The organism is Limnobacter sp. (assembly GCF_036405155.1).
Lineage (GTDB): Bacteria > Pseudomonadota > Gammaproteobacteria > Burkholderiales > Burkholderiaceae_B > Limnobacter.
Map to the genome: position 1 here is coordinate 497946 of NZ_DASWYD010000004.1, position 26432 is coordinate 524377.

General features: G+C 56.1%; 27 protein-coding genes. 12 read left to right on the forward strand and 15 right to left on the reverse strand.

All coding sequences use genetic code 11. From position 1 onward, the window contains the following. Positions 1–116 precede the first annotated feature (116 nt). The 9 genes from VGE55_RS06230 (at position 117) to VGE55_RS06270 (ending at position 10840) form a co-directional block, all read left to right on the forward strand. Complete coding sequence (locus tag VGE55_RS06230; protein ID WP_331130828.1) at positions 117–3167, forward strand: parallel beta-helix domain-containing protein; 3051 nt, start codon at positions 117–119, stop codon at positions 3165–3167. Next, entirely contained in the window at positions 3167–3712 is a 546-nt protein-coding gene (locus VGE55_RS06235) for a ZrgA family zinc uptake protein (RefSeq protein WP_331130829.1), read from the forward strand. The genes VGE55_RS06230 and VGE55_RS06235 overlap by 1 nt, the downstream gene beginning before the upstream one ends. Before the next feature lie 186 nt (positions 3713–3898). Beyond that, positions 3899–4888, forward strand: a complete 990-nt coding sequence (locus tag VGE55_RS06240; RefSeq protein WP_331130830.1) for an alpha/beta hydrolase — start codon at positions 3899–3901, stop codon at positions 4886–4888. Between the two features lie 143 nt (positions 4889–5031). Then, positions 5032–6216, forward strand: coding sequence for a methyl-accepting chemotaxis protein (locus tag VGE55_RS06245; RefSeq protein ID WP_331130831.1), 1185 nt, complete (start codon positions 5032–5034; stop codon positions 6214–6216). Positions 6217–6243: 27 nt separating this feature from the next. Continuing rightward, positions 6244–6609 carry a response regulator gene (locus tag VGE55_RS06250; protein ID WP_331130832.1) on the forward strand — a complete coding sequence of 122 codons (366 nt, stop codon included), beginning with the start codon at positions 6244–6246 and terminating at the stop codon, positions 6607–6609. 37 nt (positions 6610–6646) lie between these two features. Beyond that, positions 6647–6988 carry an STAS domain-containing protein gene (locus VGE55_RS06255; RefSeq protein WP_331130833.1) on the forward strand — a complete coding sequence of 114 codons (342 nt, stop codon included), beginning with the start codon at positions 6647–6649 and terminating at the stop codon, positions 6986–6988. Positions 6989–6990: 2 nt separating this feature from the next. Then, positions 6991–9144, forward strand: a complete 2154-nt coding sequence (locus VGE55_RS06260; protein WP_331130834.1) for a chemotaxis protein CheA — start codon at positions 6991–6993, stop codon at positions 9142–9144. A 22-nt stretch (positions 9145–9166) separates the two neighbouring features. Then, on the forward strand, positions 9167–9682 hold the full coding sequence (locus VGE55_RS06265; RefSeq protein ID WP_331130835.1) for a chemotaxis protein CheW: 516 nt from the start codon (positions 9167–9169) through the stop codon (positions 9680–9682). Between the two features lie 165 nt (positions 9683–9847). After that, positions 9848–10840, forward strand: coding sequence for a GGDEF domain-containing protein (locus VGE55_RS06270; protein WP_331130836.1), 993 nt, complete (start codon positions 9848–9850; stop codon positions 10838–10840). A 10-nt stretch (positions 10841–10850) separates the two neighbouring features. Here the strand turns inward: VGE55_RS06270 and VGE55_RS06275 are convergent, their stop codons facing one another. Beyond that, on the reverse strand, positions 10851–11042 hold the full coding sequence (locus tag VGE55_RS06275; protein ID WP_331130837.1) for a hypothetical protein: 192 nt from the start codon (positions 11040–11042) through the stop codon (positions 10851–10853). A gap of 26 nt (positions 11043–11068) precedes the next feature. Next, positions 11069–11509, reverse strand: coding sequence for a MarR family winged helix-turn-helix transcriptional regulator (locus VGE55_RS06280; RefSeq protein WP_331130838.1), 441 nt, complete (start codon positions 11507–11509; stop codon positions 11069–11071). Positions 11510–11870: 361 nt separating this feature from the next. Between VGE55_RS06280 and VGE55_RS06285 the strand changes: the two genes are divergently transcribed. Further along, a complete protein-coding gene (locus VGE55_RS06285) occupies positions 11871–13916 on the forward strand; it encodes a sensor histidine kinase (protein WP_331130839.1) in 2046 nt (681 codons plus the stop codon). Then, the gene (locus VGE55_RS06290; RefSeq protein WP_331130840.1) at positions 13904–14353 is read left to right on the forward strand and encodes a response regulator transcription factor; all 450 of its coding nucleotides are present in this window, start codon (positions 13904–13906) and stop codon (positions 14351–14353) included. The genes VGE55_RS06285 and VGE55_RS06290 overlap by 13 nt, the downstream gene beginning before the upstream one ends. 3 nt (positions 14354–14356) lie before the next feature. Here VGE55_RS06290 and fliR read toward each other — a convergent pair whose 3' ends face one another. The 13 genes from fliR to fliF form a co-directional block, all read right to left on the reverse strand. Then, positions 14357–15124: a flagellar biosynthetic protein FliR gene (gene fliR / locus VGE55_RS06295; protein ID WP_331130841.1), complete on the reverse strand. Its 768-nt coding sequence runs from the start codon at positions 15122–15124 to the stop codon at positions 14357–14359. 17 nt (positions 15125–15141) lie between these two features. Further along, positions 15142–15411, reverse strand: coding sequence for a flagellar biosynthesis protein FliQ (gene fliQ, locus VGE55_RS06300; protein WP_331130842.1), 270 nt, complete (start codon positions 15409–15411; stop codon positions 15142–15144). Positions 15412–15427: 16 nt separating this feature from the next. Further along, the gene (fliP, locus tag VGE55_RS06305) at positions 15428–16210 is read right to left on the reverse strand and encodes a flagellar type III secretion system pore protein FliP (RefSeq protein WP_414674967.1); all 783 of its coding nucleotides are present in this window, start codon (positions 16208–16210) and stop codon (positions 15428–15430) included. Continuing rightward, on the reverse strand, positions 16207–16764 hold the full coding sequence (gene fliO / locus VGE55_RS06310) for a flagellar biosynthetic protein FliO (RefSeq protein WP_331130843.1): 558 nt from the start codon (positions 16762–16764) through the stop codon (positions 16207–16209). Before fliO ends, fliP begins: the two co-directional genes overlap by 4 nt. Before the next feature lie 22 nt (positions 16765–16786). Beyond that, positions 16787–17242 carry a flagellar motor switch protein FliN gene (gene fliN / locus VGE55_RS06315; RefSeq protein ID WP_331130844.1) on the reverse strand — a complete coding sequence of 152 codons (456 nt, stop codon included), beginning with the start codon at positions 17240–17242 and terminating at the stop codon, positions 16787–16789. A gap of 30 nt (positions 17243–17272) precedes the next feature. Then, the gene (gene fliM, locus VGE55_RS06320) at positions 17273–18325 is read right to left on the reverse strand and encodes a flagellar motor switch protein FliM (protein WP_331130845.1); all 1053 of its coding nucleotides are present in this window, start codon (positions 18323–18325) and stop codon (positions 17273–17275) included. A gap of 14 nt (positions 18326–18339) precedes the next feature. After that, positions 18340–18861 carry a flagellar basal body-associated protein FliL gene (locus VGE55_RS06325; protein WP_331130846.1) on the reverse strand — a complete coding sequence of 174 codons (522 nt, stop codon included), beginning with the start codon at positions 18859–18861 and terminating at the stop codon, positions 18340–18342. Between the two features lie 108 nt (positions 18862–18969). After that, positions 18970–20478 carry a flagellar hook-length control protein FliK gene (locus VGE55_RS06330; RefSeq protein WP_331130847.1) on the reverse strand — a complete coding sequence of 503 codons (1509 nt, stop codon included), beginning with the start codon at positions 20476–20478 and terminating at the stop codon, positions 18970–18972. Then, positions 20475–20927: a flagellar export protein FliJ gene (fliJ, locus tag VGE55_RS06335; protein ID WP_331130848.1), complete on the reverse strand. Its 453-nt coding sequence runs from the start codon at positions 20925–20927 to the stop codon at positions 20475–20477. The genes VGE55_RS06330 and fliJ overlap by 4 nt, the downstream gene beginning before the upstream one ends. Next, positions 20924–22330 carry a flagellar protein export ATPase FliI gene (gene fliI / locus VGE55_RS06340; protein ID WP_331130849.1) on the reverse strand — a complete coding sequence of 469 codons (1407 nt, stop codon included), beginning with the start codon at positions 22328–22330 and terminating at the stop codon, positions 20924–20926. Before fliI ends, fliJ begins: the two co-directional genes overlap by 4 nt. A gap of 25 nt (positions 22331–22355) precedes the next feature. Then, complete coding sequence (locus VGE55_RS06345; RefSeq protein ID WP_331130850.1) at positions 22356–23099, reverse strand: FliH/SctL family protein; 744 nt, start codon at positions 23097–23099, stop codon at positions 22356–22358. Beyond that, a complete protein-coding gene (gene fliG / locus VGE55_RS06350) occupies positions 23086–24087 on the reverse strand; it encodes a flagellar motor switch protein FliG (RefSeq protein WP_331130851.1) in 1002 nt (333 codons plus the stop codon). The genes VGE55_RS06345 and fliG overlap by 14 nt, the downstream gene beginning before the upstream one ends. A 22-nt stretch (positions 24088–24109) precedes the next feature. Continuing rightward, positions 24110–25843 (reverse strand): flagellar basal-body MS-ring/collar protein FliF, encoded by a 1734-nt coding sequence (gene fliF / locus VGE55_RS06355; RefSeq protein WP_331130852.1) that lies wholly within the window; start codon positions 25841–25843, stop codon positions 24110–24112. Positions 25844–26066: 223 nt separating this feature from the next. On the opposite strand from fliF, the gene VGE55_RS06360 reads away from it, so the two are divergent. Then, positions 26067–26423, forward strand: coding sequence for a flagellar hook-basal body complex protein FliE (locus VGE55_RS06360; protein WP_331130853.1), 357 nt, complete (start codon positions 26067–26069; stop codon positions 26421–26423). Positions 26424–26432 lie beyond the last annotated feature (9 nt).

Sequence of the window (26432 nt, forward strand, 5' to 3'; positions counted from 1 at the left end):
TTAGACGACATTGGTGGCAATCCAATGACGTCACATGCCGGTAACACAGTATAGGCGAGCAGTACCCATCCAAAAAGCAGCATTTCGCATAAGCATATTCAGACAAGAGGGTCAACATGTTCACACCAGCCTTTCGGGCTGCGGCACTGTTTGTTGCAGTGGCCGTGCTCAACGGATGCCTTTCATCCGGCGGAGACTCCCCAACGCTGACTGAATCGGGCGGCGGCACCACGGTGACACCAGCCGAGTCCACAGGTCGCACCTTTTTGATCAAACCGGGGCCCAACGCCACGGACGACATGACCAAAGCCATGGTTCAGCTCAAACCCAAGGACACCTTGAAGTTTGACTGTGGTTTTTTCGACCTCAAGACTGGCATTCAAATCACCGCCACGGAAGATGTGGTGATTGAAGGCTGCGGCATCAACGACACGGTATTGTCGTTCCGGGACAGCAACACCCAGGAAGGCTTTTTGGCATCCAACGTGATGGGTGTGACCATTCGTGACCTCACGATTGCAGACTCCCCAGGCGACGCTTACAAAATGAAGGGCGTGAACCACGGCAACCTGCTGCGTGTGCGGGCCATTTGGAGCAGCGGACGCAAAACCCCGCAAGAGGTACCCATCACCGCCGCCAACTTTAAAACAGCCGTGCAGGTGAAGTGCACCGACCCGGCTCGCCACAACCCCAACAACCCCAACCCCTTGGAGCGCGACAACACATCGCCCGACTACACGGTTTCTACCGCATCTGGACGCTACGGCATTTACCCGGTTCAGTCGCGCAACATTTTGGTGGACGGAGCGGAATCCATTGGTGCTTCGGACGCCGGTATTTATGTGGGCCAAACCAATATTGCGAAAATTCGCAACAGCCGTGCAGCCTTCAACGTGTTTGGTTTCGAGATTGAGAACGTGCAGGACGGTGAATACCTGCAGAACGTGGCCGAGTGCAACTCGGGTGGTTTCTTGGTGTACGACCTGGACAACTTGACGCAGTACGGCAGCCGTTCACGGGTGCACAAAAACATTGCCCGCAACAACAACACCTACAACTTTGCAGTGCCTGGGTCGATTGTGGCCAACGTGCCCCGTGGGTCGGGCTTGATTACCTTGGCTTACGACAAGATCGACATTTACGACAACGTATTCGAGAACAATGGCACGGCCGGCGTGATCCTTACCAGCTATGACATGTTGGGCGACCCCGGTGACCGCCGCATGGATGTGTATTCCGAAGCGGTGAATATTTTCAACAACACCTTCACCAACAACGGCAATGATTTGCCGCAACCCGACTTTGCCACCATCATTGCAACGCAGGGTGCGCAAATCAGCAGTGCCTTTCCCATGGTGGTGGGTTTGAAAAACGCGGCTGGCGGCAAGGGTTACAAAGGCGGCCACATTGTGTGGGACGGCTACCAGGACACCTTGAACCAGAACTGTGCCTTGCCCTTGGATAAAAACGGCAAGCCCGTGGCGGTGGACGCCGATGGCAAGCCCATTCAGGGCAACACCAACCCCAATCCGGCCTGCCGTTACAACGCTTACAAATTCAAACCGAACGGCGAGCGCAAAGTACCGGCCTGGTGGTTTAGTTGTATCAACCCCAGCAACAAATTCAATGCAGACAGCATTGCGTTTGCGAATTTCCATGGCACCCGCGGACTGGATGCATTGGTCAACCTGAACACCAATGACCCGAGCAAAAACCTTTCCGTGGAATATGTGTCGGCGATTGCGTCGGGTATTCCGCTGTTTGCCTCCGAATTTGATTTGAGCAAACACAACTGCGCAGCGCGTTTTGGCGCAGACCTGCCCAAGCTGCCCGACTTTGAGTTTGAGCCTTTTGTGCCCAGTGGGCAGTACGCGCCCGAGCCTGCCGCCGAGGCTGTGAAGGCTTTGTGTGAGGTGCCCTTGAAGGCGGGTGTGGTCAATGAAGCGGCTTACCAGGTGAACTGCAATGAGTTGTCGCAGTACAACCTGTTCTCCAAGGCCGATGACCCCACCAGCAAACCGAATGGCCAGGGCATGCCTTACACGCTGAACTCGAAGCTCTTCACAGACTACGCGGTGAAGCACCGTGTGATGTACATCCCGGAGGGCAAGAGCGCACGCTTCCTGCAAGACGAAAGCCGACGCGTCACCTCCACCATCGAGTTTCCGGTGGGCACCATCATTGCCAAAACATTCACCTTTGTTGACCAAACGGCCAAAACCGAAACCCCGTATGAAACCCGCCTGCTCATCAAGCGTGAGCGCAAGGATGGCCAAAAATACTGGGAAGGCCTGGAATACATTTGGCAGGATGGTGGCGATGGTAAGCGCAAGGCCGTGTTGACCCAGTCGGGCGGCACCGGGTCGGCCAAGTGGGACTATGTGGACACCGATTCCGGTGTGCGCCACACCGGGCAAACCAACGCCTACCTGTTCCCCAACGCCACGCAGTGCGCCATTTGCCATGCGAACAATGACAAAGAGCCAGGCTCCTCACCCATTGGCCCCAAGCCACGCAATTTGAACCGTGCCTACCTGAATGAGTCGCCCATGCCAACAGGCCAGGCCTCACATCCAGTGACTGGCAAGAACCAGCTCAAATTCATGTGCGACACAGGCCTCATGACCAATTGCCCGGACAGCTTCAACCTGGATGACAAGCAGGTGGCCAAGAATGTGCCGCACCTGCCCAAGTTCAACGTGCCCGGTGATTCCGGTCAACCAGCGAACTCCAAGGCTGACATTGAGGCCCGGGCCCGTGCGTGGATTGAGGTGAACTGTGCGCATTGCCACAATGAGAATGGCCAGGCGTCCAACACCGGGTTCTATGTGGATGCCTTCCGTGCAGTGGACAGCACCTACGGTATTTGCAAGAAGCCAACCGCCAGCGGTTCGGAAGGCCGAGGAAACCGCTTGTATGACATTCACCCAGGCCAGGCCAACGATTCGATTGTGCCCTACCGCATTGGGCCAGAAGCTGTTCAACTGGCTGCGAAAATGCCGCCCCTGGGCCGCAGTGTGGTGCAAGACGAGGCTGTAACCCTCATCACGCAGTGGATCAACACGGTGATTGATTCCAGTTACAAGAATGCCGATGCGTGTCAGGAGAACAACCAGTCGGGCGGTGGCTTGCCGCTGGTGGGTGGTTTGCCCTTGCTGCCGAAGTGATGGGTGTTTTCAGGCTTGCCCTGGCCCTGTGTTGTGTCATGGTCAGCCCGGCGCAAGCCGGGCAGGGCAGCGACAACCATGTGCATGGTCTGGGGGCGCTGGATGTCATTCGCGAGGGCAATGCGTTGTCGGTGGTGCTGTTTGCACCCTTGTATAACCTGTTGGGCTCGGAAGCTGCACCGACCACGGATGCAGAGCGTCAAAAGGTCAAGCGGGCCATTGCCTTTTTGCGTTCTGAGACTGCGTTGCGATTCAATCCCGAGGCCCGCTGCAAACGGGTCGACCAAGTCTTGGCCTCCGAGGTACTCAACCCCCACACCCACACCCCGGGCGATGACCACCAGGGCCATGTTGTTGGACCCCATTCGGATGTCTCGATGCGCTGGGAATACCAGTGCGACAACATATCGGCCTTACAGCAAGTCGATGTGGGATTGTTCAAGCTGTTTCCCTTCATGGCCGAACTTCGTGCTCAGGCGGTGTTGCAAAAACGTCGCCCTGAAACCAACCTGAACCCGGCCTCGACGGTGTTTCGTCTCCAATAAGTGCGCGCCAGGCCGCACTGGCCTTGGCTAGCCCCCACAATTAGTGAATACCCTCCGAAAAATTGGATTGACTTGAATGGGGTGAGCCATTACCTTTACATCCGTCAATGTTACATTCAATCTATCAAACAACTGTTTGGTTGATTGTATGCTTGCAAGTCAATGAATTGAACGGAGCGTTACCACATGGGCCACATGCCTGCACAAGCCCTGATGGGTTTGCACACCCTGGAACACGCGTTTTTGAACGATGTGGCGCCCAGCTATTTGCTCCATGCGCGGCCGCCCCACGGCTTGAAGATTCGCCAGTGGAAAAAACGCACTGCAGTGCCATTGATCAATACCCTGCACAAAGGGGTGACTGGCTTGCGACGCAAATCGGCTCCAGTCCTGGACCATGATTTGGTTTGGCTGGAAGGTGGTAAAGCCGACGGCCCAGCCGTGGTGTTGCTGCACGGTTTTGCATCCAACAAGGAAAACTGGCTGTCGCTGGTGCCGTTTTTGCTCAAAACCCACCGGCTGTTTGTGCTGGACTTGCCCGGTTGGGGCGAAAGCCAGTTCAATGCCAACCTCACGTACGGCCTGGACGATCAGGTGGCCCGCGTGGCAGCCTGGATGACTGCCCATGTGCCCACACCTGCCCATGTGGTGGGCAACTCGGTGGGGGGGCTTATCACCGCCTTGATGGCTGGCCGTCACCCTGAACTGTTCCAGAGCGCTTGCCTGATGAACCCAGCCGGTGGCAAGGGGGCAGACCACACGCGCTTTGAAGCGGGTTTGAAGCAGGGCAAAAACCCCATGATTGTGGAAAGCCTGGCCGGCGCACACACCCTGATGAGTCTCGCCATTCACAACAAGGCCATTGCCCTGGCCTTGGCCCCACTGATGGCACAAGACCTGATTAATCGCCGCCATGTGAATCGGCACCTGTTCCATCAAATGCTGGTGCACTCACCCAGCACCGAATTGCCCGGCATGGCGGCGAACCAGTCGCCCACACTCATCATGTGGGGCAAGGAAGACAAGCTGGTGCATTACACCGGCGCATTCACCTACGGCGAAATTATTCCCCACGCCGAGGTGTTGTTGTTTGACGGTGTGGGCCACTTGCCCATGGTTGAAACCCCCGTGCGCACCGCCAAAGCCCTTCAGCGTTTCTGGTCCTCCCTCGCTTAAAAACCGCCCCGGTCAGTTCATGACCGGGGATTGCCCACTTTTATTGGCTCTTTTCTCCCCTTTGCGGGTGAGGGCTTTCCCGCACACTGTGTCAAAGCACGTGGTGGGTTTGTGCCCCCGTTCACCCAAGGACCAGAAAACTCATGAGCCATTCGAATAAAAAAATCGACACTGTGGACAAATTGCTGCCCTGGGCAATGCACGGCAGCGCCGTGATATTGCTGGGCATGGGTGCCTTGATGGCCCAAAGCTGGTTGGCCTTGGGCTTTGGCCTGGCTGCTGTGGCATTTGCCGTGTTTGCCACGCGCCGAACACTGAAAGCCGAAAACCTCACCCTGCAACGCGCCATCACCAAGGCCCATGTTGCACTGGAAGAGCAGAAGTCCGAATTGCCGGACACCGCAGAATTGAACCGTGTGGCCGACACTTGGGTGCCTACGCTGAACAACCAGCTGACCACGGCCAACAAACAGATGGAAGACGGCATTGTGAACTTGGCACAGGCCTTTTCCGGTATTCATTCCCAGTTGAACGCCACCGTGCAAATTGCCTCTGAAGCTGCCAGTGTATTGGGTGGCGCCTCGGGTGGTCAGGGAGGCCTTGCCGGCAATGTGGAGCACACCTTGAATGCCATGTTGTCCAGCATCCGCAATTCGCTGCAGGAAAAAGCCACGATCATGGAGGAGGTGAAGGGTTTCATCACTTCCACAGATGAACTGGCAAAAATGGCTGCATCGGTGGAGTCGCTGGCTGCAAAAACCAACCTGCTGGCCTTGAATGCGGCCATTGAAGCAGCCCGGGCCGGGGAAGATGGTCGTGGTTTTTCGATTGTGGCCGATGAGGTTCGAAAACTGTCCATGCTGTCCGCCGACACAGGCGTCAAAATCCGTGAACGTGTTCAAGCCATTGCCCAGGCTGCCAAGAGGGCGGGCGAGGGCGCTGCCCGCATGCAGGTGTCCGACGAACAAGTGTTGGGCCAGGCCAGCGAGACCCTGACCGGCGTGGTGGCCCAGTTTGAGCAGGTAACCACCCCTTTACAACACGCCAGTGAACAGATTGTGGGCAACACCCACGAGGTGTCGGCCAGCCTGAACAATGCGGTGGTGCATTTCCAGTTTCAGGACCGTGTGTCGCAAATTTTGGGGCACGTGAAGGACAGCCTGGAACAACTGCAAAGCCAACTGCACAACGGCCTGAATGGTCTGAATGTGGGCGCCCTGATGGAAGAGCTGGAGCGCAACTACACCATGGCCGAAGAACGCACCAACCACGGACAGGGCCAGGCTGTTGCCAAGGCTGCCCCGGCCGATGAACTCACTTTTTTCTAATTTGAATAGACCACACGAGAACACACCATGAGCAAAACAGTTCTGATTGTCGATGACTCCACCTCCCTTCGCCAAGTGGTCTCGATGACCCTGAAAAGCCAGGGTTTTGATGTGCTGGAGGGGTGTGACGGGAAAGATGCACTGACCAAGCTGGATGGTCGAAAGGTCAGCCTGATTGTCAGTGACCTGAACATGCCGAACATGGATGGCCTGACGTTTGTCCGCGAGGTGAAGAAGCTGGCCAATTACAAGTTTGTGCCCATCATCATGCTGACCACCGAGTCGGACGACAAATTGAAAGCTGAAGGGCAGGCAGCTGGACTGAAAGCCTGGATGGTCAAGCCCTTCAAACCCGAGCAGATGATTGCTGCCGTGAACAAACTCGTGGCCTGACCGCAGACCGCACAACAAACAGGCCGAGGGAGGCGTTATGAACATGGAACTCGCAGTGAGCGAAACCGATGAGCACGCACAGCTTGCCACCGGCCCGGCAGACAACAGTGTGCTTGCCCTGGAAACCCTGACCATTGCGGACTGCGGTGGTTTGTTTGAGGCGATCAAGCAGAAATTGACGGCGGGTTTGTCGGTGCTGCTGGACATTAGCCAGTGCCAGGAAATTGACACTGCCGGTGTGCAATTGCTGGCCGCCATTCAAAACGACCCAGCTGTGAACCTGAAAGTGCACTGGACCAAACCCTCCGAGGTGGTGAGCATGAAGGCTCAACGCCTGGGCCTGCTGTCGTGGATCAACGCCGGATTCGTGGAGAACTGAACATGGCATTTGAATTGGATCTGGAAGCATCGCGCGGCATATTTTTCACCGAGGCACGCCAGTTGTTGGGCGAAGTGGAAAGCTATGTGCTCCAACTGGAGCAAAACCCGGATGATTCCGAAGTATTGAATGCCGCCTTTCGGGCAGCGCACACCATCAAGGGCAGTGCCGGTGTATTTGGCCTGCAAGTGATTACCCACTTCGTGCACAACCTGGAGACCGTGTTGGACCGTGTTCGCAATGGCGAGATCGGTTTTGATGCCAACATGAGCACCTTGGTGTTGGAATGCCGGGACCACATTGCCGAGTTGGTTGACAGCATTGAAGGCGGTGGCAGCGCAGAAAAAGTGGATGGTGACTTGGCGGTGATTGAAGCGGGTTTGACCACACGCCTGAAGGCCTATTTGCATGTTGAAGAAGCAGCACCGGTGTTGTCATCCGATACCAGCCCCGTGGTTGAAGTGCCCAGCGGTTTGCAAGCCTGGCACATTTCGCTGCGCCTGGGCCGTTCTACGTTGTGCGATGGTTTTGACCCTGCACCGATTTTGGCTTACCTCAGCACCTACGGTGAGGTTGAAGACATCGTGCCGGTCATGGACCACCTGCCGGCCTTTGCAGACCTGGACCCCGAAGCGTGCTACCTGGGTTTTGAATTGCGCTTTGTGACCGATCGGGATGAAGCGGCCATTCGGGATGCGTTTGAGTTTTTGACGGAAGACAGCGTGGTGCGCATTGTGCCCCACCAGTGCGACGCAGCCCAGTGGGATACCTTGTTGCAGGGGTATCCGGAAGGCGCGGAGCGCGGCACAGAATGGTTACAGCACCTGGGCTTCCTGCGTCCACAAGCCGAGCAGTCTGCGACGGCTGGTTCAGGCTCAGCAGTTGAGCCCGTGGTGGATGTGGTGTCTGCTGCAGAGCCCATGGCGAAAACAGCAGCCAAAGCAAAGTCTGCCAGCAAGGGGGCTGCCCCCAGTCAGTTCATTCGTGTGCCGTCCGACAAGCTGGACGCACTCATCAACCTGGTGGGTGAATTGGTGATTGCCAATGCAGGCACGGTTGAGCAGGCCAAGCACTTGAACAACACCTCTATGCTGGAAGCCACCAGTGCTGTGGCGGGTCTGATTGAAGAAATTCGCGATGGTGCACTGGGTTTGCGCATGGTGCAAATCGGCGAAACCTTCCAGCGCTTCCAGCGGGTGGTGCGCGACATTTCCATGGGGCTGGGCAAACAGATTCAACTGGAAATATCCGGTGAGGATACTGAGCTGGACAAGTCGGTGGTGGAACGCATTGGCGACCCCCTGATGCACCTGGTGCGCAATGCACTGGACCATGGCCTGGAAACACCGGAGGATCGTCAAGCTGCAGGCAAGCCAGCCACCGGTAAATTGGGCCTTCATGCCTATCACGACAGCGGTCACATTGTGATTGAAGTGTCAGACGATGGCCGTGGCCTTGCGCGCGACAAAATTCTGAAGAAAGCCATTGAAAAAGGCATCATCGCACCTGAGCAAAGCCTGACTGATGCAGAAGTCAACATGTTGATTTTTGCACCCGGGTTTTCGACGGCTGACAAAGTGACGGACATTTCCGGGCGCGGCGTGGGGATGGATGTGGTGAAGAAAAACATCGAAGCCTTGCGGGGTTCCGTGCAGGTACGTTCACGGCCCGGTCAGGGTTGCACCTTCGAGATTCGTCTACCGCTGACCCTGGCCATTATTGATGGCTTCATGATTGGTGTGGGTGGCTCTGCCTATGTCATACCGTTGGCCTTCGTTCGGGAATGTCTGGAATTGCCGGTGGGGGCACTGGGTGATGATGACGACCGCATGGACATTCATTACGACCTGCGCGGCGAGTTTTTGCCCTGTGTCCGCTTGCGCAAAGTATTTGGCAGCGATGCGCCCAAGCCCAAGCGCGAAAACATCATTGTGGTGAGCTCCGGTGGCATGAAGGCGGGCATCGTGGCCGACCAGTTGCACGGTGAATCACAAACCGTGATCAAGCCGCTGGGCAATATTTTTGAACAGAACAAGGCCATCAGCGGTGCCACCATCATGGGCAACGGCGATGTGGCCCTCATCATTGATGTACCCAAACTGATTGGTGAAGTGAGCAGTCTGACCAGTCAACAGATCGAACAGGCCCACGCCTGACCAAACCAGAGGACGAATTCACATGAACGACATCAACCATCAGATTGCCACTGCTCAAGAGGCCGACAGCGCCAGCCACCAGTACCTCACCTTCCAGGTGCGCAACCAGCGTTTGGCTGTGGAAATTTTGCGCATCAAGGAAATCATTGAATATGGTCGGATCACAGTGGTGCCCATGATGCAGCAGTGCATCAGCGGTGTGATCAACCTGCGCGGTTCGGTGGTGCCTGTGGTGGACTTGAGCGCCCGGTTCGGTCAAGGCCAAACCGCGGTCAACCGTCGCACCTGCATCGTGATTCTGGAAAGCCAGATGGGCGATGAAACCCAGGTGGTTGGTTTCATGGTGGACGCGGTCAATGCTGTGGTCGATATTTCGGGCGAGTCGATTGCACCTCCTCCCCAGTTTGGTTCCGGCGTCCGCACCGACTTCTTGCGGGGCATTGGCAAGGTGGATGAGGAATTTGTGCTGGTGCTGAATGTGGAGCGTCTGCTGGATTTCGAAATTCCAGCCGAGTTGGAAGCCTCTGTCGCGGCGTAAGTTGTAAAAGTCAAATTGATGCAAAGGTATATCACCTGGTAATCCCCATACCGGGTGTTTTTTATTCCAATGCCGTAGAGTGTCGAGGTTGTACCTTGACCTCTGTCTGGCATGTCAGCCCCGCAAAACCCGCCAGTTTCCCATTCGCCCTTTGAGTTGCACGACATGTTGGTTCGGTGTCGGCAGCGGGTGGCTTTTGCTGCCCTGGCATTGCTGTTGGTGTTGTTAACTCCGCCAGTTAGTCTGTTTGGCTCCTCAAGCCAAGCCGGTCTTTACCTCGGCTTCATGACGGTATATCTGCCGTTGTCCTTGTTTCAGTGGTCGCGTCTGCGGAAGCATCACCGCCGGCACTGGTTGGAGCGGGGGCTTTACCTGGCCGATGTTCCCGCCATTGGCCTCGGTCTCTGGTTGGTGCCTGTTCCGCTTGCATTTTCTGCACCCCTGGTGTCAGTGTTGGCGCTCATCCGCGGTATGCGTTATGGCCCCCAGGCCTTGGGGCTGCATTGCCTCATGGGCGGTGCCTTGTTTGTTGCCCTCTGGATGCTGCACCCGTATTGGCACGACAATGCCACACTGCTCATCAGCAACCTATTCTTGTTGTGCATATTGCCATTTCACTTTTATCGAATGAGCCGGAAAATCCACGAGAATTCACGCAATCTGTCTGAAGAAAACCTGATGGACCCGCTCACCCGGGCGTATAACCGCAAAGCGCTGGAGCAGGCTTTGTGGACTGCACTGGCCGAGCAAAAAACGTTTATTGTCAGTTTCATTGATCTGGACAATTTCAAGCAGGTCAACGACTCGATGGGGCACCATTGGGGTGACAAGCTGTTGCGGCGTGTCTGCGTGAGGCTTCAGTTGAAATTGCGCACCGAGGACCAGGTGTTTCGCCTGTCAGGCGATGAGTTTGTGGTGTTAAGCCAGGCAGTGACCCGGCCCGACACCGCCGCCTGCCTGGGGCAGCGCATTCGCAATGCGGTGGCTGAGGTGGTTGACCAGGTGGCCCCCAATTTGCCGGTGTCAGCCAGTGTTGGGGTGCTGGTACAAACCCGTCACCAGGGTTTAACCGCCGGTGATGTGTTGCGTGCAGCAGACGAATTGATGTACCAGGCCAAGCGCAACGGAAAAAACCAGGTGGTGGTCGCTGAGCACTGAGCCCCTGGGGTCAACTTTCCCGTTGATCCTGACAGTGCTTGTCCATCGCCGGGCGTCCCGGGGAGATGCAGTGAATGTCTTCCGTGGATTGAAGATTGTCGAAGGCTTTGCCGACCTGTGTCAGGATGAGGGTCACCAAACAAATGCCGCACATCAACCAAAACACGGGTTGGCTGGCTTTGAGAATGGCATGAAATTGCATGGCGTCGGGTGTCCCTTCGGTGGCCTTTAAGCGTCCAGATTGTCGGCGCCCAACAAGCCGATGACCCGCCCCAACACGGCGGCAATTTGATGTTGTTCCCAGGCTGGCAGGGTCGAAAATTCAGAGCTGAACCGGCCCTGGAGGCTGGATGGAGCCTGAACCAGCTCCTGGCGACCTTGCGGGGTCAACTGAACTTCCAGGCGCCGTTTGTCTTGCAGGCTGCGCACTTTACAAACCAAATTACGAGCCTCCAGCTTTTGTAGGATGACTGTGGACGTCACGGGAGACAGGCCCAGTGCTTTGGCCAGTTCGCCGGGTGATATGCCCGGATTGTCCTCAACCACCTGCAATGTGTGAAGTTCCGAGGTGGCCATTTCTGCCCGTTTGGCCAATGCGCGCGCGCTGGACTCCGTGGCACGGATGATGCGGCGCAGCGCAATCAGACTGTCTTCGAGGGCAGTGGACATTCCAGAAACCATTTACAAATCAACAAGAACCGCATTTTATAAACTTGTGGACACTTTGCGTACAAATATGCTTGCGTTAGAGTGAGTCCACCAATTTCACCCATCTGGGGTAGACAAATTGACGGCTTGTACTCCGTGAAATTCGTTCAAGATAAAAATGAAACATTGTCTGACAATTGTGCTTGCATTGTCGTGTCGGTACAACAGCAGACCCAGAGTTGGAGGTTGTCTTTCCCGTTTGAACAACCCAAACGGGTGAGATAATCCCAGTCATTCTGGGTTATAACAGACTGTAATATTTATAAGAATTTATACATCGCTGGCGCCACCCTTCGGGCCAGCACCATGCGAGCAGGGTGAAATGGGCGGTATAAACCAAGATTGGTTGGCGTATTTGAGCATATTGACTCAAACGCATGTGTCAGCACTGGTGTTGGGATTTTTTGCCTCACTCCTCACCATGGCCGTTGGCGTCGAGATGCGTTTGCGGACCACCCAACACATTCGTTTTCAGTCTGGCATCAACCGGCAAGCAGCCATCTGTAGTCTGTATGTGTTGTCAATGATGTTCTCATCCGGCTTCGTCGGCATGACGTTGCAGACTTCTACCTGGATTTCCTACTCCATCACCCGAACCGTATTGTGTTTTTGGATTGCGCTTGGCCTGATGATGGTGGCAGATTACGTCGTTCGGATGGCCTTGATCCGTCAGTTCCATTTCACCAAAGCCTATGCATTGGTGGGCACGCTGGTTCAGTTTTTTATTCACTCCCTCTTTGTGTATGGCATCAGCAATGCGGATGTCGTACGTGTACGTTGGGTGGTCGTCATTCCCAGTGTGGTGTTCGGTTGCACGGTGATGTATGCCTTGGGGGTGTTGTCTCAGACCGCGTTTACACGCAGCCATCGACAAACCCGTGACAGGGTCTTTTACATCCTGGGCATTACGGCGGTGAATCAGTGGGTGGCTCTGTCGGTGTTCAGTGTTGCAGAGGTAACGGTCACAGCGGGTTCGATTCAGTGGCAGCAGTTTTGGATTAGCGCGTCGGCATTCGAGTCATTGATGGGGGTACTGGCCCTGTTGATGATTCTCTCCTTGCTGGTGTACGTGTACACCATTCAGCAACGGGTGGTGGGTTTGTTGAAATTCGACAATCAGAAGCTGTCGGTGTTGACCCAAACAGCGTTTGATCAAGTCCGCCAGGCATCAGCCGAACTGGCATCAGAGCAACACCGGCGCAAACAGCTTGAGCATTCGATTGAATCAGTTCAGAAAGATCATCAGGTGTCGATTGAAGGTTTGGTGGCGGCTTTGTTTTCCCTGGAAGACGGTATGTTTGAATGGGACCTTGAGCAAGAGTTGCTGGATTTCAGTCCGCAGTGGCGGCGACTGTTCGGTTTGGACACACCCGTGGGGCATTTGGTACCCGCTGGCACGTGGCGCAGCGGTATTTTGGCTGAAGACCAAATTCAATTGAACAAGGCCATGCAGGAGTGTTTGACCGACCTCAACGCCAGCAATGTGACGCAAATCCGCTACCGGACTGCCTATGGTGCTTTGCTGAAAATCGAGATTAGAATTGTGGCCGTTCGGAATGCCTATGGTTTGCCCAGCCGTTTGGTGGGCGTTATGCACGACCGCACGGGAGAGATGGATCTGGAGTTGTCGATTCGTGAGGAATTGAACGAGGAACATTTGTTGTCCAGCCGCAAATCGCAGTTTGTGGATTACCTGGCCCATGAAATTCGAACGCCGATGACGGTGATTGGATCTGCCAAAGCGCTGATTGAAAACTGCATGAATCGTCCTGAACCCGATTCAAATCTGATTTTGAATTATGTGGATCAAATTGGTTGGGCATTGAAATCCCTGCGCGCGTTGGTGGATGAGACCCTGATGTTCATGGGCAGCGGGTTTTCACACAAAAACTTGTGCATTCAGGCGGTGCCAGTTCAAAAGGTGTTGACCGATTTTGTCACCGCACACGGTCGCTTGCGGGGCTCTGCCATTCAGGATGCCTTGAAGTTTTCTCCGGCGATGAAAGCCCGGGAGTTTTACACCGACGAATATGCTTTAACGCAAGTGGTGAGGCAGTTGATGGTGTGTATTCAGGACAAAGACATGCACTCGACGGAGGTTTTTGTAGACTGTACCGAATCAGGAGGGCTTCGACTTCGATTGAACTTGCGGCAATGGCCAGAGTGGGCCATTCCTTGTCACGGTGTAGACGCCAATGGCGACAGCACCGTCATTCCGTTCAAGGATGAGCACCTGCCGTTTTGCCTCTTGCTCACCAAGCGGGTGATACGATTTATTGGCGGGCGGATTATGATGGTTCTGGAAGGTGAGGAGTTGGCGCTTTGTGTCGACTTGCCATCGTTGAAGGAGGAGACATGCCCCGCGTGATGGTTGTTGAGGATCAGGAGGTGATCCTGGCGAATTTGGCTCAAATTCTGGAAATGGCCGGTCTGGATGTGATGCAAGCCAACAACGGCCTTGCTGCATTTAAGCAGTTGACTGAGGTGCGTGACAACCCCGCTGAGCAGCCGCGGTTGATCATCAGCGATTTGATGATGCCATTGATGGACGGATTCGAATTGCTGAGTCTGGTTCGTGGCGATGCCGTGTACGAGAAGTTGCCGTTTGTACTGCTGACTGCGCGCAGCGATGCCAGTGATCTGCGCAAAGCGCTGGCACTGGGTGCCAGCGACTACCTCATTAAACCGTTTGAGATTGAAGAACTGTTGGTGATGGTTAAAAACCAGTTGAGTGGAGATCAGCCCTTCAGCTCAGAACGACTGTCTGACGTGTTGTTCACTGATTCGGATTTTCAGCTGGAGTGATGGTCAGTTGGGTGTGTTCAACACCGAAATGCTCAGTAGTCGACCAATCGCGCCGTCAATGCCCGAAATGAAGTAAGGCAAACTCACCCACAACACCCACAAGCCCACAGTGATGGTGATGGAAAAGCCAATCGACATGATGTTGAGCTGGGGCGCAGCGCGCGCCAGAATGCCCAGCACGATGTTGCAAATCAAAATGGCGGTGAGTACCGGCAATGCAATCTGCAGTGACAGCATGAACATGATGCTGCCGGCGCTTGCAATGTTTTGCGGGTTGATGACCGACAGATTGCCCGATACAGGAATGAGCTGAAAACTTTGAACCGCGGCGGCAATGATGAGCAAGTGCCCATCCATGGCCAAAAACACCAAGGATGCCAACACGCCCAGGAAGCTGCCCAGCAGGGGGCTTTGCCCACCGCGAACCGGGTCGATGAATTGGGAAAATGCCAAGCCCATGGACAGACCCAGCAAGTCGCCAGCCATTTCAAAGGCCGCAAACACCAGCCGCATCGAAAAGCCCATGGACACACCAATCAGGATTTGCTGCAGCAACACCGGCAGCGCTTGCGCCTGGGTGAGTGTGGGGGGCGCAGGCAGCAGTGGCATCATCAGGATGGCAATGAGGGCCGCCAGGCCAACACGCAGGCGGCGGTTGATGCTTCGATTGTCAAACACAGGTGCAGTCGACAGCATGGCCAGAATGCGAATGAACGGCCAGATAAAGGCCGCGACCCACAACTCGATTTGTGCGCTGCTCAGTGGAATCATGCTGGCCGTGTGCCCACTTAGCCGATGACGTTGGGAATGCTGCTGATGAGGCGCTGGGTGTAGTCCACCAATGTGGCCAGCATCCAGGGGCCCAAGAGCATCATGGTGGCAAAAATGCCCAAAATCTTTGGAATGAATGAGAGGGTCATTTCATTGATTTGGGTGGCCGCCTGCAAAATGCTGATGAGCAAACCCAAAATGAGCGCCACGATGAGCAAAGGGCCCGAGACCATCAGCATGACCTGAAGCGCATCTTGCCCCAGGTTGAGTACGGTTTGACTGTTCATGACCGGTCGCCCTCCATTACACGGTGAAGCTGGCCACGAGCGAGCCAATCAGGAGTGTCCAGCCGTCGACCAACACAAAGAGCATGATTTTGAATGGCAGCGAAATCAGCATGGGCGACAGCATCATCATGCCCATGGACATCAAGACGCTGGAAACGATCAGGTCGATGATGAGGAAGGGCAAAAAAATCATGAAGCCGATCTGGAAGGCTGTTTTGAGTTCGCTGGTCACGAAGGCTGGAATGAGCACTTTCAGTGGTACCTGGCTGGGCTGCTCCAGGTTTTCGACTTTGCCCAAGCGCATGAACAGGGCCAGATCGGGCTCACGGGTTTGCTTGAGCATGAACTCTTTCATGGGTGCTGAGGCACGGTCGGCCAGTTCCTGAAACTGGATTTCGTTCTTCGAAAACGGGATGTAGGCCTCGTTGTAAATTTTGTCGAACACGGGTGACATCACAAAAAACGTGAGGAACATGCTCAGGCCCACAATGACCTGGTTGGGCGGCGAGTTTTGGGTACCCATGGCCATGCGCAACAGCGACAGCACAATCACGATGCGGGTAAAGCCGGTCATCATCAGCAGGATGGCGGGCAGAAACCCCAGGAATGTGAAAAACAGCAGGGTTTGAATGGGCACGCTGTAATTGGTGGTGCCGCCAGGGCCGGGCGCTGCGGTCACGCCGGGCAGAATTTGCTGGGCTTGTGCACTGCTGGCCCACAGCACCATGGCAGCAAGCCCCAGTGCAGCAAAGGCCAGCGCAAATGCTGGACGCCGATGGAACTGCAATGACCGAATCATGAGCCCACCTTGCCGGTTTTGACGCGCTCCAGCAACTTCGCAAAGGTGACTGCCGGGCTGACAGCCTCACCAATGTCCAGTCCGCCGGCTGGCAGGCTGTGCAAGGTGTTGATGCTGTGGGCTGTGATGCCCACCACCAGCCAGGTGTCGCCAACTTCAATCAGCGCAATTTTTTCCCGGGGGCCCAGGCTGGAGGTGGCGAGCACTTTGTAAAAGCCACCACGCTTTTGGGCTGCGGTAAAACCGGCCCGTTTAAGTACCCAGGCCAATGCCAGCAGCAAGCCCAGCACAAAAAGCAAACCCAGTGTGGTTTGCAGCAAGTGACCGCTGCTGAGGCTGTCGGCTGCGGCGCTGGTTGTGGTTGGGGGGGAGGTGTTGGTCGGTTGAGGTGCAGATTGGGCTGCCGATTGAGCCATGGCCAGGTTGGTAACGGCCAGTCCGGCCAACAGGCAACCGGCCATGAAAAAACGCGCGGCCGTGTGGCGCGCGCGCTTCGCCCAGGTTTTGACTGGGTATTCCCTCTGCGTGTTCAGTTTCTTGTTGTGTTGAGACATTCCGGCAAATCGGTTGAAGCATTCATCGATTCAGCTTTCTCAGTCGCTCAGAGGGGGTGATGATGTCGGTGAGGCGAATACCAAATTTGTCATTCACCACCACCACTTCGCCCTGCGCGATCAGATAGCCGTTGACCAGCACATCCATGGGCTCACCGGCCAGGCCGTCGAGCTCAACCACCGAGCCTTGGGCCAGTTGGAGGATGTGCTTAATCGGTATCTTCGTCCGACCCAGCTCAACAGTCAACTGAACCGGGATGTCCAGAATCATGTCGATGTCATTCTGAGTGCCAGACGCCACATTGCCACCAAAGGGCTGGAAAAGCCCGGTGGCTGGTTTGGCAGCGCTGGCTTGTGCAAACAATTCGTCTGCGCCACCGTCGCTTTGCGCCGTGCCGCTGGACTTGGCCTGTTCGGCCAGGGCTGCAGCCCAGTCGTCTGCGGGGTCGGTGACCACTTCGTCGTGTTGTTGCGCCATGGTGTGTTTCCTTTTGCCGTTGTGTGTGCTTTAAGTGCCAGAAACAGCCTGTTCGGCTTGTTTCTGTTCTCGGTTCAGTATTTCTTGCAAATTCAGGTTGTCGCCCACGCCTTCCTGAGGCATGGCCAGCACTTCGTTGACCTTGAGGGCATATTGCCCGCCGCTGGTGCCGTAAGTGCAGTTGAAGATGGGCACGTTGTCCACCTTCGCTTCAATGTTTTTACCAATGTCGATGGGGATCACATCGCCCACTCGCAGTTCCATGATGTCGCCCACAGTGAGTTGGGTTTCTGCCAGGGTTGCAATCAGGTCGACTTCGGCCATTTGAACCTGTTTTTTCAACATGCTGACCCAGCGTTTGTCGGGTTCGGCCTGGTCACCCTGCATGCTGGAGTACAGCAGGTCACGAATGGGTTCCATGGTGGCGTAGGGCACGCAAATGTGCAGTGCGCCGCCGCCTGCACCCAGCTCGATCGAGAAGGACGAGGTGACCACAATTTCCGAGGGTGTGGCGATGTTGGCAAATTGGGTGTGCATTTCCGAGCGCAGGTACTCAGGCTTCATGGGAAATACGGGTGCCCAAGCCTTGATGTATTCCTCGCGGATCACTTCCAGCATGCGGGCGATGATGCGCTGCTCGGTCTGGGTGAAGTCGCGCCCCTCCACACGGGTGTGAAAGCGCCCATCGCCACCAAACAGGTTGTCGATGACAGCAAACACCAGGCTGGGATCGAAAATGAACAGGGCATTGCCGCGCAGCGGCTTCATGGCCATGATGTTCAGGTTGGTGGGCACCACCAGGTTGCGGATGAATTCGTTGTACTTCAACACCTTCACCGGGCCGACCGAAATTTCGGGGCTGCGGCGCATGAAGTTGAACAAGCCGATGCGCACCAAACGGGCAAAGCGCTCGTTGATGATTTCCAGCGTGGGCATGCGGCCCCGCACAATGCGCTCTTGTGTGGCGAGGTTATAGGGGCGTACACCGCCTGCTGCCTCCGCCGACTCTTTGGCTTCTTCTTCGCCATTGACACCCCTCAGCAGGGCATCAACTTCGTCTTGTGAAAGAAATTCTCCGGGCATGGTGGCGTTTCCGTTTACTGAATCACAAACGATGAGAAATGCACATCACGAATGCCGTGTGTGGGGTCCTTCACGTCGCCCTTGATGGTGACGCGGGCCAGGTCAACCAGCTCATCCATGAGGGCTTGCTTGCCTTCAATGGTGGTCAGTTGACTGACGTTTTTACTCGACAGCACCATCAGGATTCGACTGCGAATCACGGGTGTGTAGGTTTTGATTTCTTCGGCGATCAACGGACCCGAGGTCTCGTAGGTGATGCCGATTTGCAGGTAACGGGTGCTGTCCGGTGCCGCCAGGTTGACCACAAACGGGTCCATGACCACGAAGGCTGGTGGGGTGTGTGGCTTTTCTTCTTTGGCAGCTTCTTCGCCTTTGTGTTCGCCGCCTTTCAACATGAAGAATGCGCCAGCACCACCTGCGATGAGCACAATGAGGGCCACGGCCACGATGATGATGAGCTTTTTCTTGGATCCCGCTGCGGGTGCCTGGGCTTCTTCAGCGCCAGCTTTGGCAGGAACTGCTGCGACCTTCGCCATGTTGACTCCGTGGTTCAAACTGAACGGTTATTGACTGTATTGATTGTGGCAAGAAGACCGGCCAGTCAATTGGGCGAATAACCGTGCAGTTTGTGTCCTATTCGTGTGTCACGCGAAGAGGTCGAGCCCGCCGGGGGCGGCATTGCTGCGTGATGCACTGGTTTGCTGGGTATCGCTGGGCATTGCTTCGCCGTCCGCCTGGCTGCCGGATCGACGTCCAGACGATTGTTGACCTTGTTGGCCCTGATGAGCGGTTTGTGCAGAAGCGGAGTCGCCCGCGGATTGACCGTGGTTGAATCCCTGGCTGTGTTGCACCGTCACCTGGTTCACTTGCACGCCGTTTTGGGCCATGGTTTCCTTCAGGCCGCTGACAGCCTGGGCCATGAGGTTGGCGCTGCTTTCGTCTTGGGTTCGAATGGTGATGTGCAGTTCCTGGCCTTTCTGGACGATTTTCAGGTTCATGGGGCCAAATGATTCGGGATTGACACGCAGTTCGACGGTGGACAGTTGTTTGCCCAGTGCCCAGTTCACGGTTTGCCCCAATTCTTTGGCAAAACCCGGCTGGTTGACGGGGGTACGAATGCCCACAGCAGGTGCAGTGCCCCGGGCCACAGCGGATTGTCCGGGTAGATTGCCCAGTGCGGGGTTCAGGTTGGCGGTGGTCAACTTGTTGTCACCTGCCTTGATGGACAACTCGTCCAATGGCAGTTCCTGCCCAGGCCTGTTGGCGGCCTGGGTTTGAGCGGCCAGTGCAGCTTGAATGGGTAGCCGGGACAGGGCAGCGGGGTCGATGGCCGTTGCAGTGCTGCGAGCATCCGCCGTTTGACCGGTTTGTTGGACTTCAGCCGACACTGTTGCACGCAGTTTCAACGACTGTTGGTTGTCATCACCGGACGATGCCTTGCGGGTACCAGGCTCATGCGACGAGCCTTGCATCAAATGGGTTGAGCTGGAAACGTCGCTGGCCAGTTGCGGTGCGCTCTCGGCAGTGGTGGGTGATTTTCCAGTGGATTCCGTGCGGGTGTCAACATTGACCGTCGTTTGCGGAATGCTGTCACCGTTGTCCAAGCCTGCCCTGGTCTGCATGGTGGCGGCTGAGCTTTCTTGTTGAGTGGGCACTGCAGGGCTGGCCTGTTGTGTGTCCGCAGTTTTGCTGGTTTGCGCTGTTGCGGTGCTGTTGTTGTCGGCTTTCTGGCCATTGTCGGCAGCTTGGGTAGTTGGCGACTGGGCTGGGCTGGTGTCGGCAGCGGTTTTGTTGCTGCTGTCAATGGGCTGTGCTTGGCCAGCGGTGTTGTCTGTTTTTGGTGTGACGGCCGCGATGGCTGGACGTTGCTGTTGCTCGGCCATCCAGCTGTGTTGAGCCCACACCATGGCCTGCGGATCGGGCATGGTGGGTGCCTTGTCCCGTGCTTCCTTTTTGTTGGGGGAGGGCTCTTTGCCCACGGTGTCTTTGCCCAAGGCATCGCGCATCTGGCTTTCAAAGCTGTTGAGCCTGGCCGATGAAAACAAGCTGCTGAAGTCCACGGACGATGCATCAACAGCAGTCTTGGCCGTGGTTTTTGCAGCGGTGTTTTGCACTTTCATGGTGGTATTCACACTGGATGTACCGGTGGTCATGAGAATTCTCCTGCAGCGTGCACCCGGGCAATGCGTGCGGCATATTCGTCGTTCATTTTTTGATCTCGCTTGGCTTCTTTGTGGGCTTCGCGGCGCTTTTCACGCTCCACCAAGGCTTCGTATTTGCGCTGCTCCTGCAAGGCGATTTGGTATTGCTGCTTTTGGTGGGTCAGGGTGGTGGCCAAAAACTCAAGCTCTTGGCGCTGTTGTTCAATCGCCTGGCTGATTTTGCCCACAAAGGCATTTTGATTGCGCAGGTGCAAGCCAGTGATGCCACCCTGTGTGGCGCGGCTGTGAAGTCCTGTGTGGCAGTCGGTTTCGTATTGGGTCAGCATGGCCAGCTTTTGCTCGCCCTGGGCGATCAGCTGCTGGGTTTTGGCCATGGCCTTGATGCAGGCATCGGCCTTCTCTTTGGCTTGGTCAATCAGGATGTGCAGAACGTTGCTCATGCGCTGGTCTGGTTGAATTCATTGGGAAACAGAGCTTGCAGGCCACCCAAGGCCTCTTCAAAACTCGCACTCTCTAACATTGACTGCTGGAGCAGCTTTTCAATCTGTGGATAAAGGGCCAAAGACTGGTCCAATTGTGGGTCAGCACCCGGCGCGTAAGCACCCACGGTGATGAGGTCTCGGTTGCGTTGCACCCGAGAAAAGGCCGCTTTCAGTTGTCGGGCTGCATTCAGGTGTTGCGGTGGGACGATGTTGTGCATGGCCCGCGAAATGGACTGTTCAATGTCGATCGCCGGATAATGGCCTTGTTCGGCCAGTTGGCGGTTCAACACAATGTGGCCGTCCAGAATGGCCCGCGCTGCATCGGCAATGGGGTCTTGTTGGTCATCGCCTTCGGTCAGCACGGTGTAAAACGCGGTGATGGATCCGCCACCCGGGCGACCATTGCCAGCGCGCTCCACCAAGGCGGGCAGTTTTGCAAATACGCTGGGTGGATAACCTTTGGTGGCAGGCGGTTCGCCAATGGCCAGGGCAATTTCACGCTGGGCCATGGCGTAGCGGGTCAGCGAGTCCATGATCATGAGGACGTTGTGACCCTGATCCCGAAAATGCTCAGCCACCACCTGGGTGTAGGCTGCGCCTTGCATGCGCAGCAATGGGCTCACATCCGCCGGGGCGGCAATGACCACACTGCGCTTCAAGCCTTCTTCACCCAGAATTTGTTCGATGAATTCTTTCACTTCCCGGCCACGTTCGCCGATCAGGCCCACCACCACACGGTCGGCTTTGGTGTAGCGGGCCATCATGCCCAGCAACACGGATTTGCCCACACCGGAACCCGCCATCAAGCCAATTCGCTGGCCTCGGCCCACCGTCAGCAATGCATTGATGGCGCGCACGCCCACATCCAGGTGTTCATGGATGGGCTCGCGTTCCAGGGGGTTGATGGGGCGGGCTGCCAAGGGGCAGCGCTTTTCAAATTGGAGTTCGCCCAAGTTGTCCAACGGGCGGCCATTGCTGTCCACCACACGGCCCAGCAGGCTGTCGCCCACGGGCAGGTGTTTTGTTTTGTCTTCCGGACGACGCCATGGGTGTGCATGGGTGCCCAGCTTGGGCACCATGGGTGGGGGTTCAACCGGAATGACTTTCGCGCCGGGTGTCATGCCATGCACATCGGTGGAGGGCATGAGGAACAGGCGATCACCATTGAAGCCGACCACTTCGGCTTCCAGGCTGGGCGTGCCCTTTTGTACCACGGTGCAGACGCTGCCCACGGGCAGTTTGAGCCCCACTGCTTCCATCACAAGGCCTGCCACGCGGGTCAGTTTGCCGGTGTTGGTTTGAACCTGGGTGTGGTTCACGAGGTGCTTGCATTCGTCCAGCCATTCCAGAAGGTCTGCCATGTGGAGGTGCTCAGTGTGTGTGGTATTAATCGAGATCGGTGGGCGTCAATGGGGTGTCAAGCCCCAGGGCTTCAATGGCTTTCATCCAGCGGGTCTGAATGGTTGCGTCCACCTCGCCTTCGGCATGCTGCAGCACCAGTCCGCCCGGCAATTGTTGTGGGTCTTCCACCCAACGAATGCTGCCCAGTGTGTGGTCTTCGCCCAATTGTTGTTTCAACTGCTGCACCGTAGAGGGGTGCGCACGCACGGTCATGGCTTTGCCATCCAGTTGCAGGCCATCCAGCACCTGGTTCAGCAACAGGCCGGCCTGTTCAGGGTGGGCTTGCAAACTGTCGGCCAGCACTTTTTTGCTGACGCAAACGGCCAGTGCCAATAGCTTGTCGGCCAACTGCGCTTTGTATTGCTCAAACTGCTGATCGATTTGTTCGGCGACGGCCGCCAGGGTTTGGCGTTCTTCCTCGGCTTGCTGAAAGCCTTGTTCATACCCCTGTTGCTGGCCATGCTTGTAACCACGTTGCTGGGCTTCTTCTTCCAGCGCGACCAATTGGGCTTCGCGTTCGCGCAGCATCATTTCCCAGTTTTGCAGCCGGATTTCGTCCTCGCTCAATTCGCGTCGCTTGGGGAAGAGGTCGGGGGTGGGGCGGTCCTGGCTGATTTCGGTCAGCAGGCGGTCTACCGGGCCGTCATAGTGGTTGCCCAGCAGGTCAATATTCCAGCCGGTGAAGGTGGACGCTTCGGCCCCCCGAATGATGCGGTTAGACGAAGGCATCTTCACCTCCGCCACCCAGCACCAGCTGGCCTTCGTCGGCGAGCTTGCGGGCTACCTTGAGGATGTCTTTCTGTGCGGCTTCCACTTCGGACAACCGAACCGGACCGCGGGATTCGAGGTCGTCTTTGAGCGCTTCGGCCGCGCGCGACGACATGTTCTTGAAAATTTTGTCGCGAATGGAGTCGTCTGCACCTTTCAGGGCGATCACCAAGACATCGCTTTGAACATCACGCAGGATGGTCTGTACACCGCGATCATCCACATCGAGCAGGTTGTCGAAGGTGAACATTTCGTCCTGAATGCGTTGAGACAGTTCGCTGTCGTATTCGCGAATGGTGTCCAGCACGGCTTTCTCGGAGGTGGTGCCCACAAAGTTGAGGATTTCGGCCGCTGCACGAATACCACCCAGCGTGGTTTTCTTGATCTTGTCGCCACCGGCCAGCACCTTGGACAACACGTCGTTCAGCTCCAGCAGGGCATTGGGTTGAATGCCTTCCAGGGTGGAGATGCGCAAAATCACGTCGCTGCGCAGGCGCTCCACAAACAGGTTCAGAATGGCTGCTGCAAAGTCGCGCTCCAGGTGAACCAAAATGGTGGCAATGATTTGCGGATGCTCGTTTTTAATCAGTTCAGCCACCGTGGCGGGGTCCATCCACTTCAAGCCTTCAATGCCCGAGGTGTCGCTGCCCTGCAAAATGCGATCGAGCAGAAAGCCAGCTTTGTCTTCACCCAGTGCCCGGGTTAAAACACTGCGAATGTAATTGTCCGAGTCCAGGCCCAATGCGCTTTGGCTTTGTGCCAGCTCGACCACTTCACCCGCAATTTCTTCAATGCGTTCTTTGGGCACGTCCTTGGTTTTGGACATTTGTTGACCCAGTTTTTGAACCTCTTTGGGGCCCAGGTATTTGAATACTTCAGCGGCTTCTTCCTCGCCCAAACTCAACATGAGGATGGCGCCTTTCTGAATGCCCAGTTCGCTGTCTGCCATGGTACTTGTCCTCGTTGGTGGGTTAGGCGTTTTGTGCTTCGCCGTTGACCCAGTTCTTCACAATGTTGGCCACGATCTGGGGATGTTCTTTGGCCAGACTGCGGAGTTTTTCAAGCTTTTCCTGGCGACTCATGCCGTTGTTGGGCAGGGCACCTTCACGCTGCAATTGCTCCAGCAATTCCATGTCGCTGCCACTGTCGCCGACGGTCAGTGCCGTGTTTTGTCCCGGTAACAGTTCGGGGCCTTCGGTGTAGGGTTCCAACACCGGCGGCTTCATCATGGGGCGGAACAGGCCAAACACCAGGATGGCGGCCACCAAGGCCACGCCGATTGGCAGGCCCAGCGACTTGGCCAGGTCCATGGTGTCGGGTTGCGCCCACAGCGGTGTGGTTTCAACCGTTTCTTTGGTGAAGGCCTGGTTGACCACATTCACGGCATCGCCGCGCTTTTCGTCAAAGCCGATGGCCTGTTTCACCAGGGTGTTGATTTGAGCGACTTCCTCGGGGGTGAGGGGTACGTCGCGCGCTTCACCTTTTTTGTCGGTCACGGTTTTGTAGTTCACCACCACAGCGGCGGACAGGCGGTCAATCTTGCCCACTTGTTCTTTTTTGTACTGCACCGACTTGTCCACTTCGTAATTGATGGTGGAGTCTTTCCGGCTGCTGGCATTTTGTGCGCTGTTGGCGTTGTTGCCTGCATTGCCCTGGTTGGGCAGGCCTTGTTGCGGGTTTTGACCAATTTGCGACGTGGCCGGTGTGGGCGGCTGGTTGGACAATGTGCCTGGCACGCCCGACGGATTGGCCGCAGAGCCATCCTTGGATTCGCTCAACTGCTGGCTGCGGATGGTGGCCTGTGTGGGGTCGTTGTTGGGTTTGTAAATTTCGTCTGTGCGTTCCTGGGTAGAAAAGTCCATGTCGGCCGTGACGGTGGCGCGCACATTGTTGGCGCCAAACACGGGCGTCAGGATATTGATGATGCGGCTGGTCAGGTTCGATTCCACCAGGTTTTGGTAAGCCAATTGGTGGGGGTTCAGGCCTGTGGTGCTGCTCTGGTCGTTTTCGGTCAGCAGGCGGCCTGTCTGGTCCACAATGCTGACATCTTTGGGGCTCATGTTGGGCAGGCTGGATGACACCAGGTGCACAATGCCGCTGATCTGCGATTCAGACAGGGTGCGGCCGCCATACAGGGTCAACACGATGGATGCGCTGGGGCTTTGCTTTTCGCGAATGAAAATAGACGGTTTTGGAATGGCCAGGTGAACCCGGGCGTTTTCAACCGCTGAAATGGATTGGATGGAGCGGGCCAGTTCGCCTTCCAGCGCGCGTTGGTAATTCACCTGTTCCTGAAACTGCGTAATGCCCAGCTTTTGGTTGTCCATGGCTTCAAAACCGCTCACGGTGCCTTTGGGCAGGCCTTTGCTGGCCAGGGCCAGGCGGGTGTCGTACACCTTGTCGGCTGGCACCAGAATGGCGGTGCCACTGGAATTGAATTGATAGGGCACCTTGAGTTGGCTCAGCGCCTCGGTGATGGCACCGCCGTCTTGGTCATTCAAACCGCTGAACAACACCTTGTAGCTGGTTTGGTTGGCCCACATCAGGAGCGACACCAACAACGCAACCAGCAGTGGCACACCGGCCAGGATGGCGATGCGGTTTTTCTGGGGAAGTTGCGCAAAACGGGCCTGGAAATTGGCGATTGGGTTGTTGCCCGTTGGGGCGGTGCCAATCACTTCTGGGCTGTTCAGTGTCTCTGCCATGGTGTCCTGCAAGCGGTCGAGGGTGTTGTTCTATGACAGCCATTGTGCCCAGACGGCTTGGTGGGCCATCTGACAAAAAGCGGCCTTAACGGCACCCATTTCGGAAACTTGAGGGCACGACACAATAAATAAACATCAAATAGGGGGCTTTTTCACCTCTGTTTCCCGCAAGGCTTGCCAGCCCTTGCGGTTACAAATAAGGCTCGTGTAGAAGGAGATGGTCATGATTGAAAAAATTGGCGCCCTGGGAGGCCCCCTCACTGGTGCGCTCAGCGGTGTGTTGAGCAATGCAGTGACCGAAGCTGTTAAAGGTGCAACGCAAGCCAACAAGGCCAGCAAGCCACAGGGCGTGGAGGCGGGCAGCTTTGCCGATGCCATTTCCAAAGCCTTGGAAAGCGCCAGTTCGGCCGCTGACAAGTCCAATGACTTGAGCAAGCGCCTGCAAATGGATGACCCCAGCGTGAGCATTGAAGAAACGGTGATCGCCATGAACACGGCATCCCTGCAATTCACGGGTGTGGTCCAGGCCCGCAACAAAATCGTTCAAGCCTACAACGACATCATGAACATGCCGGTGTAAATCACAGCC

Bases quoted from the DNA above. Each gene is read 5' to 3' on its own strand.
- VGE55_RS06230 (WP_331130828.1), top strand. From the start codon at position 117: ATGTTCACACCAGCCTTTCGGGCTGCGGCACTGTTTGTTGCAGTGGCC.
- VGE55_RS06235 (WP_331130829.1), top strand. From the start codon at position 3,167: ATGGGTGTTTTCAGGCTTGCCCTGGCCCTGTGTTGTGTCATGGTCAGC.
- VGE55_RS06240 (WP_331130830.1), top strand. From the start codon at position 3,899: ATGGGCCACATGCCTGCACAAGCCCTGATGGGTTTGCACACCCTGGAA.
- VGE55_RS06245 (WP_331130831.1), top strand. From the start codon at position 5,032: ATGAGCCATTCGAATAAAAAAATCGACACTGTGGACAAATTGCTGCCC.
- VGE55_RS06250 (WP_331130832.1), top strand. From the start codon at position 6,244: ATGAGCAAAACAGTTCTGATTGTCGATGACTCCACCTCCCTTCGCCAA.
- VGE55_RS06255 (WP_331130833.1), top strand. From the start codon at position 6,647: ATGAACATGGAACTCGCAGTGAGCGAAACCGATGAGCACGCACAGCTT.
- VGE55_RS06260 (WP_331130834.1), top strand. From the start codon at position 6,991: ATGGCATTTGAATTGGATCTGGAAGCATCGCGCGGCATATTTTTCACC.
- VGE55_RS06265 (WP_331130835.1), top strand. From the start codon at position 9,167: ATGAACGACATCAACCATCAGATTGCCACTGCTCAAGAGGCCGACAGC.
- VGE55_RS06270 (WP_331130836.1), top strand. From the start codon at position 9,848: ATGTTGGTTCGGTGTCGGCAGCGGGTGGCTTTTGCTGCCCTGGCATTG.
- VGE55_RS06275 (WP_331130837.1), bottom strand. From the start codon at position 11,042: ATGCAATTTCATGCCATTCTCAAAGCCAGCCAACCCGTGTTTTGGTTG.
- VGE55_RS06280 (WP_331130838.1), bottom strand. From the start codon at position 11,509: ATGTCCACTGCCCTCGAAGACAGTCTGATTGCGCTGCGCCGCATCATC.
- VGE55_RS06285 (WP_331130839.1), top strand. From the start codon at position 11,871: ATGGGCGGTATAAACCAAGATTGGTTGGCGTATTTGAGCATATTGACT.
- VGE55_RS06290 (WP_331130840.1), top strand. From the start codon at position 13,904: ATGCCCCGCGTGATGGTTGTTGAGGATCAGGAGGTGATCCTGGCGAAT.
- fliR (WP_331130841.1), bottom strand. From the start codon at position 15,124: ATGATTCCACTGAGCAGCGCACAAATCGAGTTGTGGGTCGCGGCCTTT.
- fliQ (WP_331130842.1), bottom strand. From the start codon at position 15,411: ATGAACAGTCAAACCGTACTCAACCTGGGGCAAGATGCGCTTCAGGTC.
- fliP (WP_414674967.1), bottom strand. From the start codon at position 16,210: ATGATTCGGTCATTGCAGTTCCATCGGCGTCCAGCATTTGCGCTGGCC.
- fliO (WP_331130843.1), bottom strand. From the start codon at position 16,764: ATGTCTCAACACAACAAGAAACTGAACACGCAGAGGGAATACCCAGTC.
- fliN (WP_331130844.1), bottom strand. From the start codon at position 17,242: ATGGCGCAACAACACGACGAAGTGGTCACCGACCCCGCAGACGACTGG.
- fliM (WP_331130845.1), bottom strand. From the start codon at position 18,325: ATGCCCGGAGAATTTCTTTCACAAGACGAAGTTGATGCCCTGCTGAGG.
- VGE55_RS06325 (WP_331130846.1), bottom strand. From the start codon at position 18,861: ATGGCGAAGGTCGCAGCAGTTCCTGCCAAAGCTGGCGCTGAAGAAGCC.
- VGE55_RS06330 (WP_331130847.1), bottom strand. From the start codon at position 20,478: ATGACCACCGGTACATCCAGTGTGAATACCACCATGAAAGTGCAAAAC.
- fliJ (WP_331130848.1), bottom strand. From the start codon at position 20,927: ATGAGCAACGTTCTGCACATCCTGATTGACCAAGCCAAAGAGAAGGCC.
- fliI (WP_331130849.1), bottom strand. From the start codon at position 22,330: ATGGCAGACCTTCTGGAATGGCTGGACGAATGCAAGCACCTCGTGAAC.
- VGE55_RS06345 (WP_331130850.1), bottom strand. From the start codon at position 23,099: ATGCCTTCGTCTAACCGCATCATTCGGGGGGCCGAAGCGTCCACCTTC.
- fliG (WP_331130851.1), bottom strand. From the start codon at position 24,087: ATGGCAGACAGCGAACTGGGCATTCAGAAAGGCGCCATCCTCATGTTG.
- fliF (WP_331130852.1), bottom strand. From the start codon at position 25,843: ATGGCAGAGACACTGAACAGCCCAGAAGTGATTGGCACCGCCCCAACG.
- VGE55_RS06360 (WP_331130853.1), top strand. From the start codon at position 26,067: ATGATTGAAAAAATTGGCGCCCTGGGAGGCCCCCTCACTGGTGCGCTC.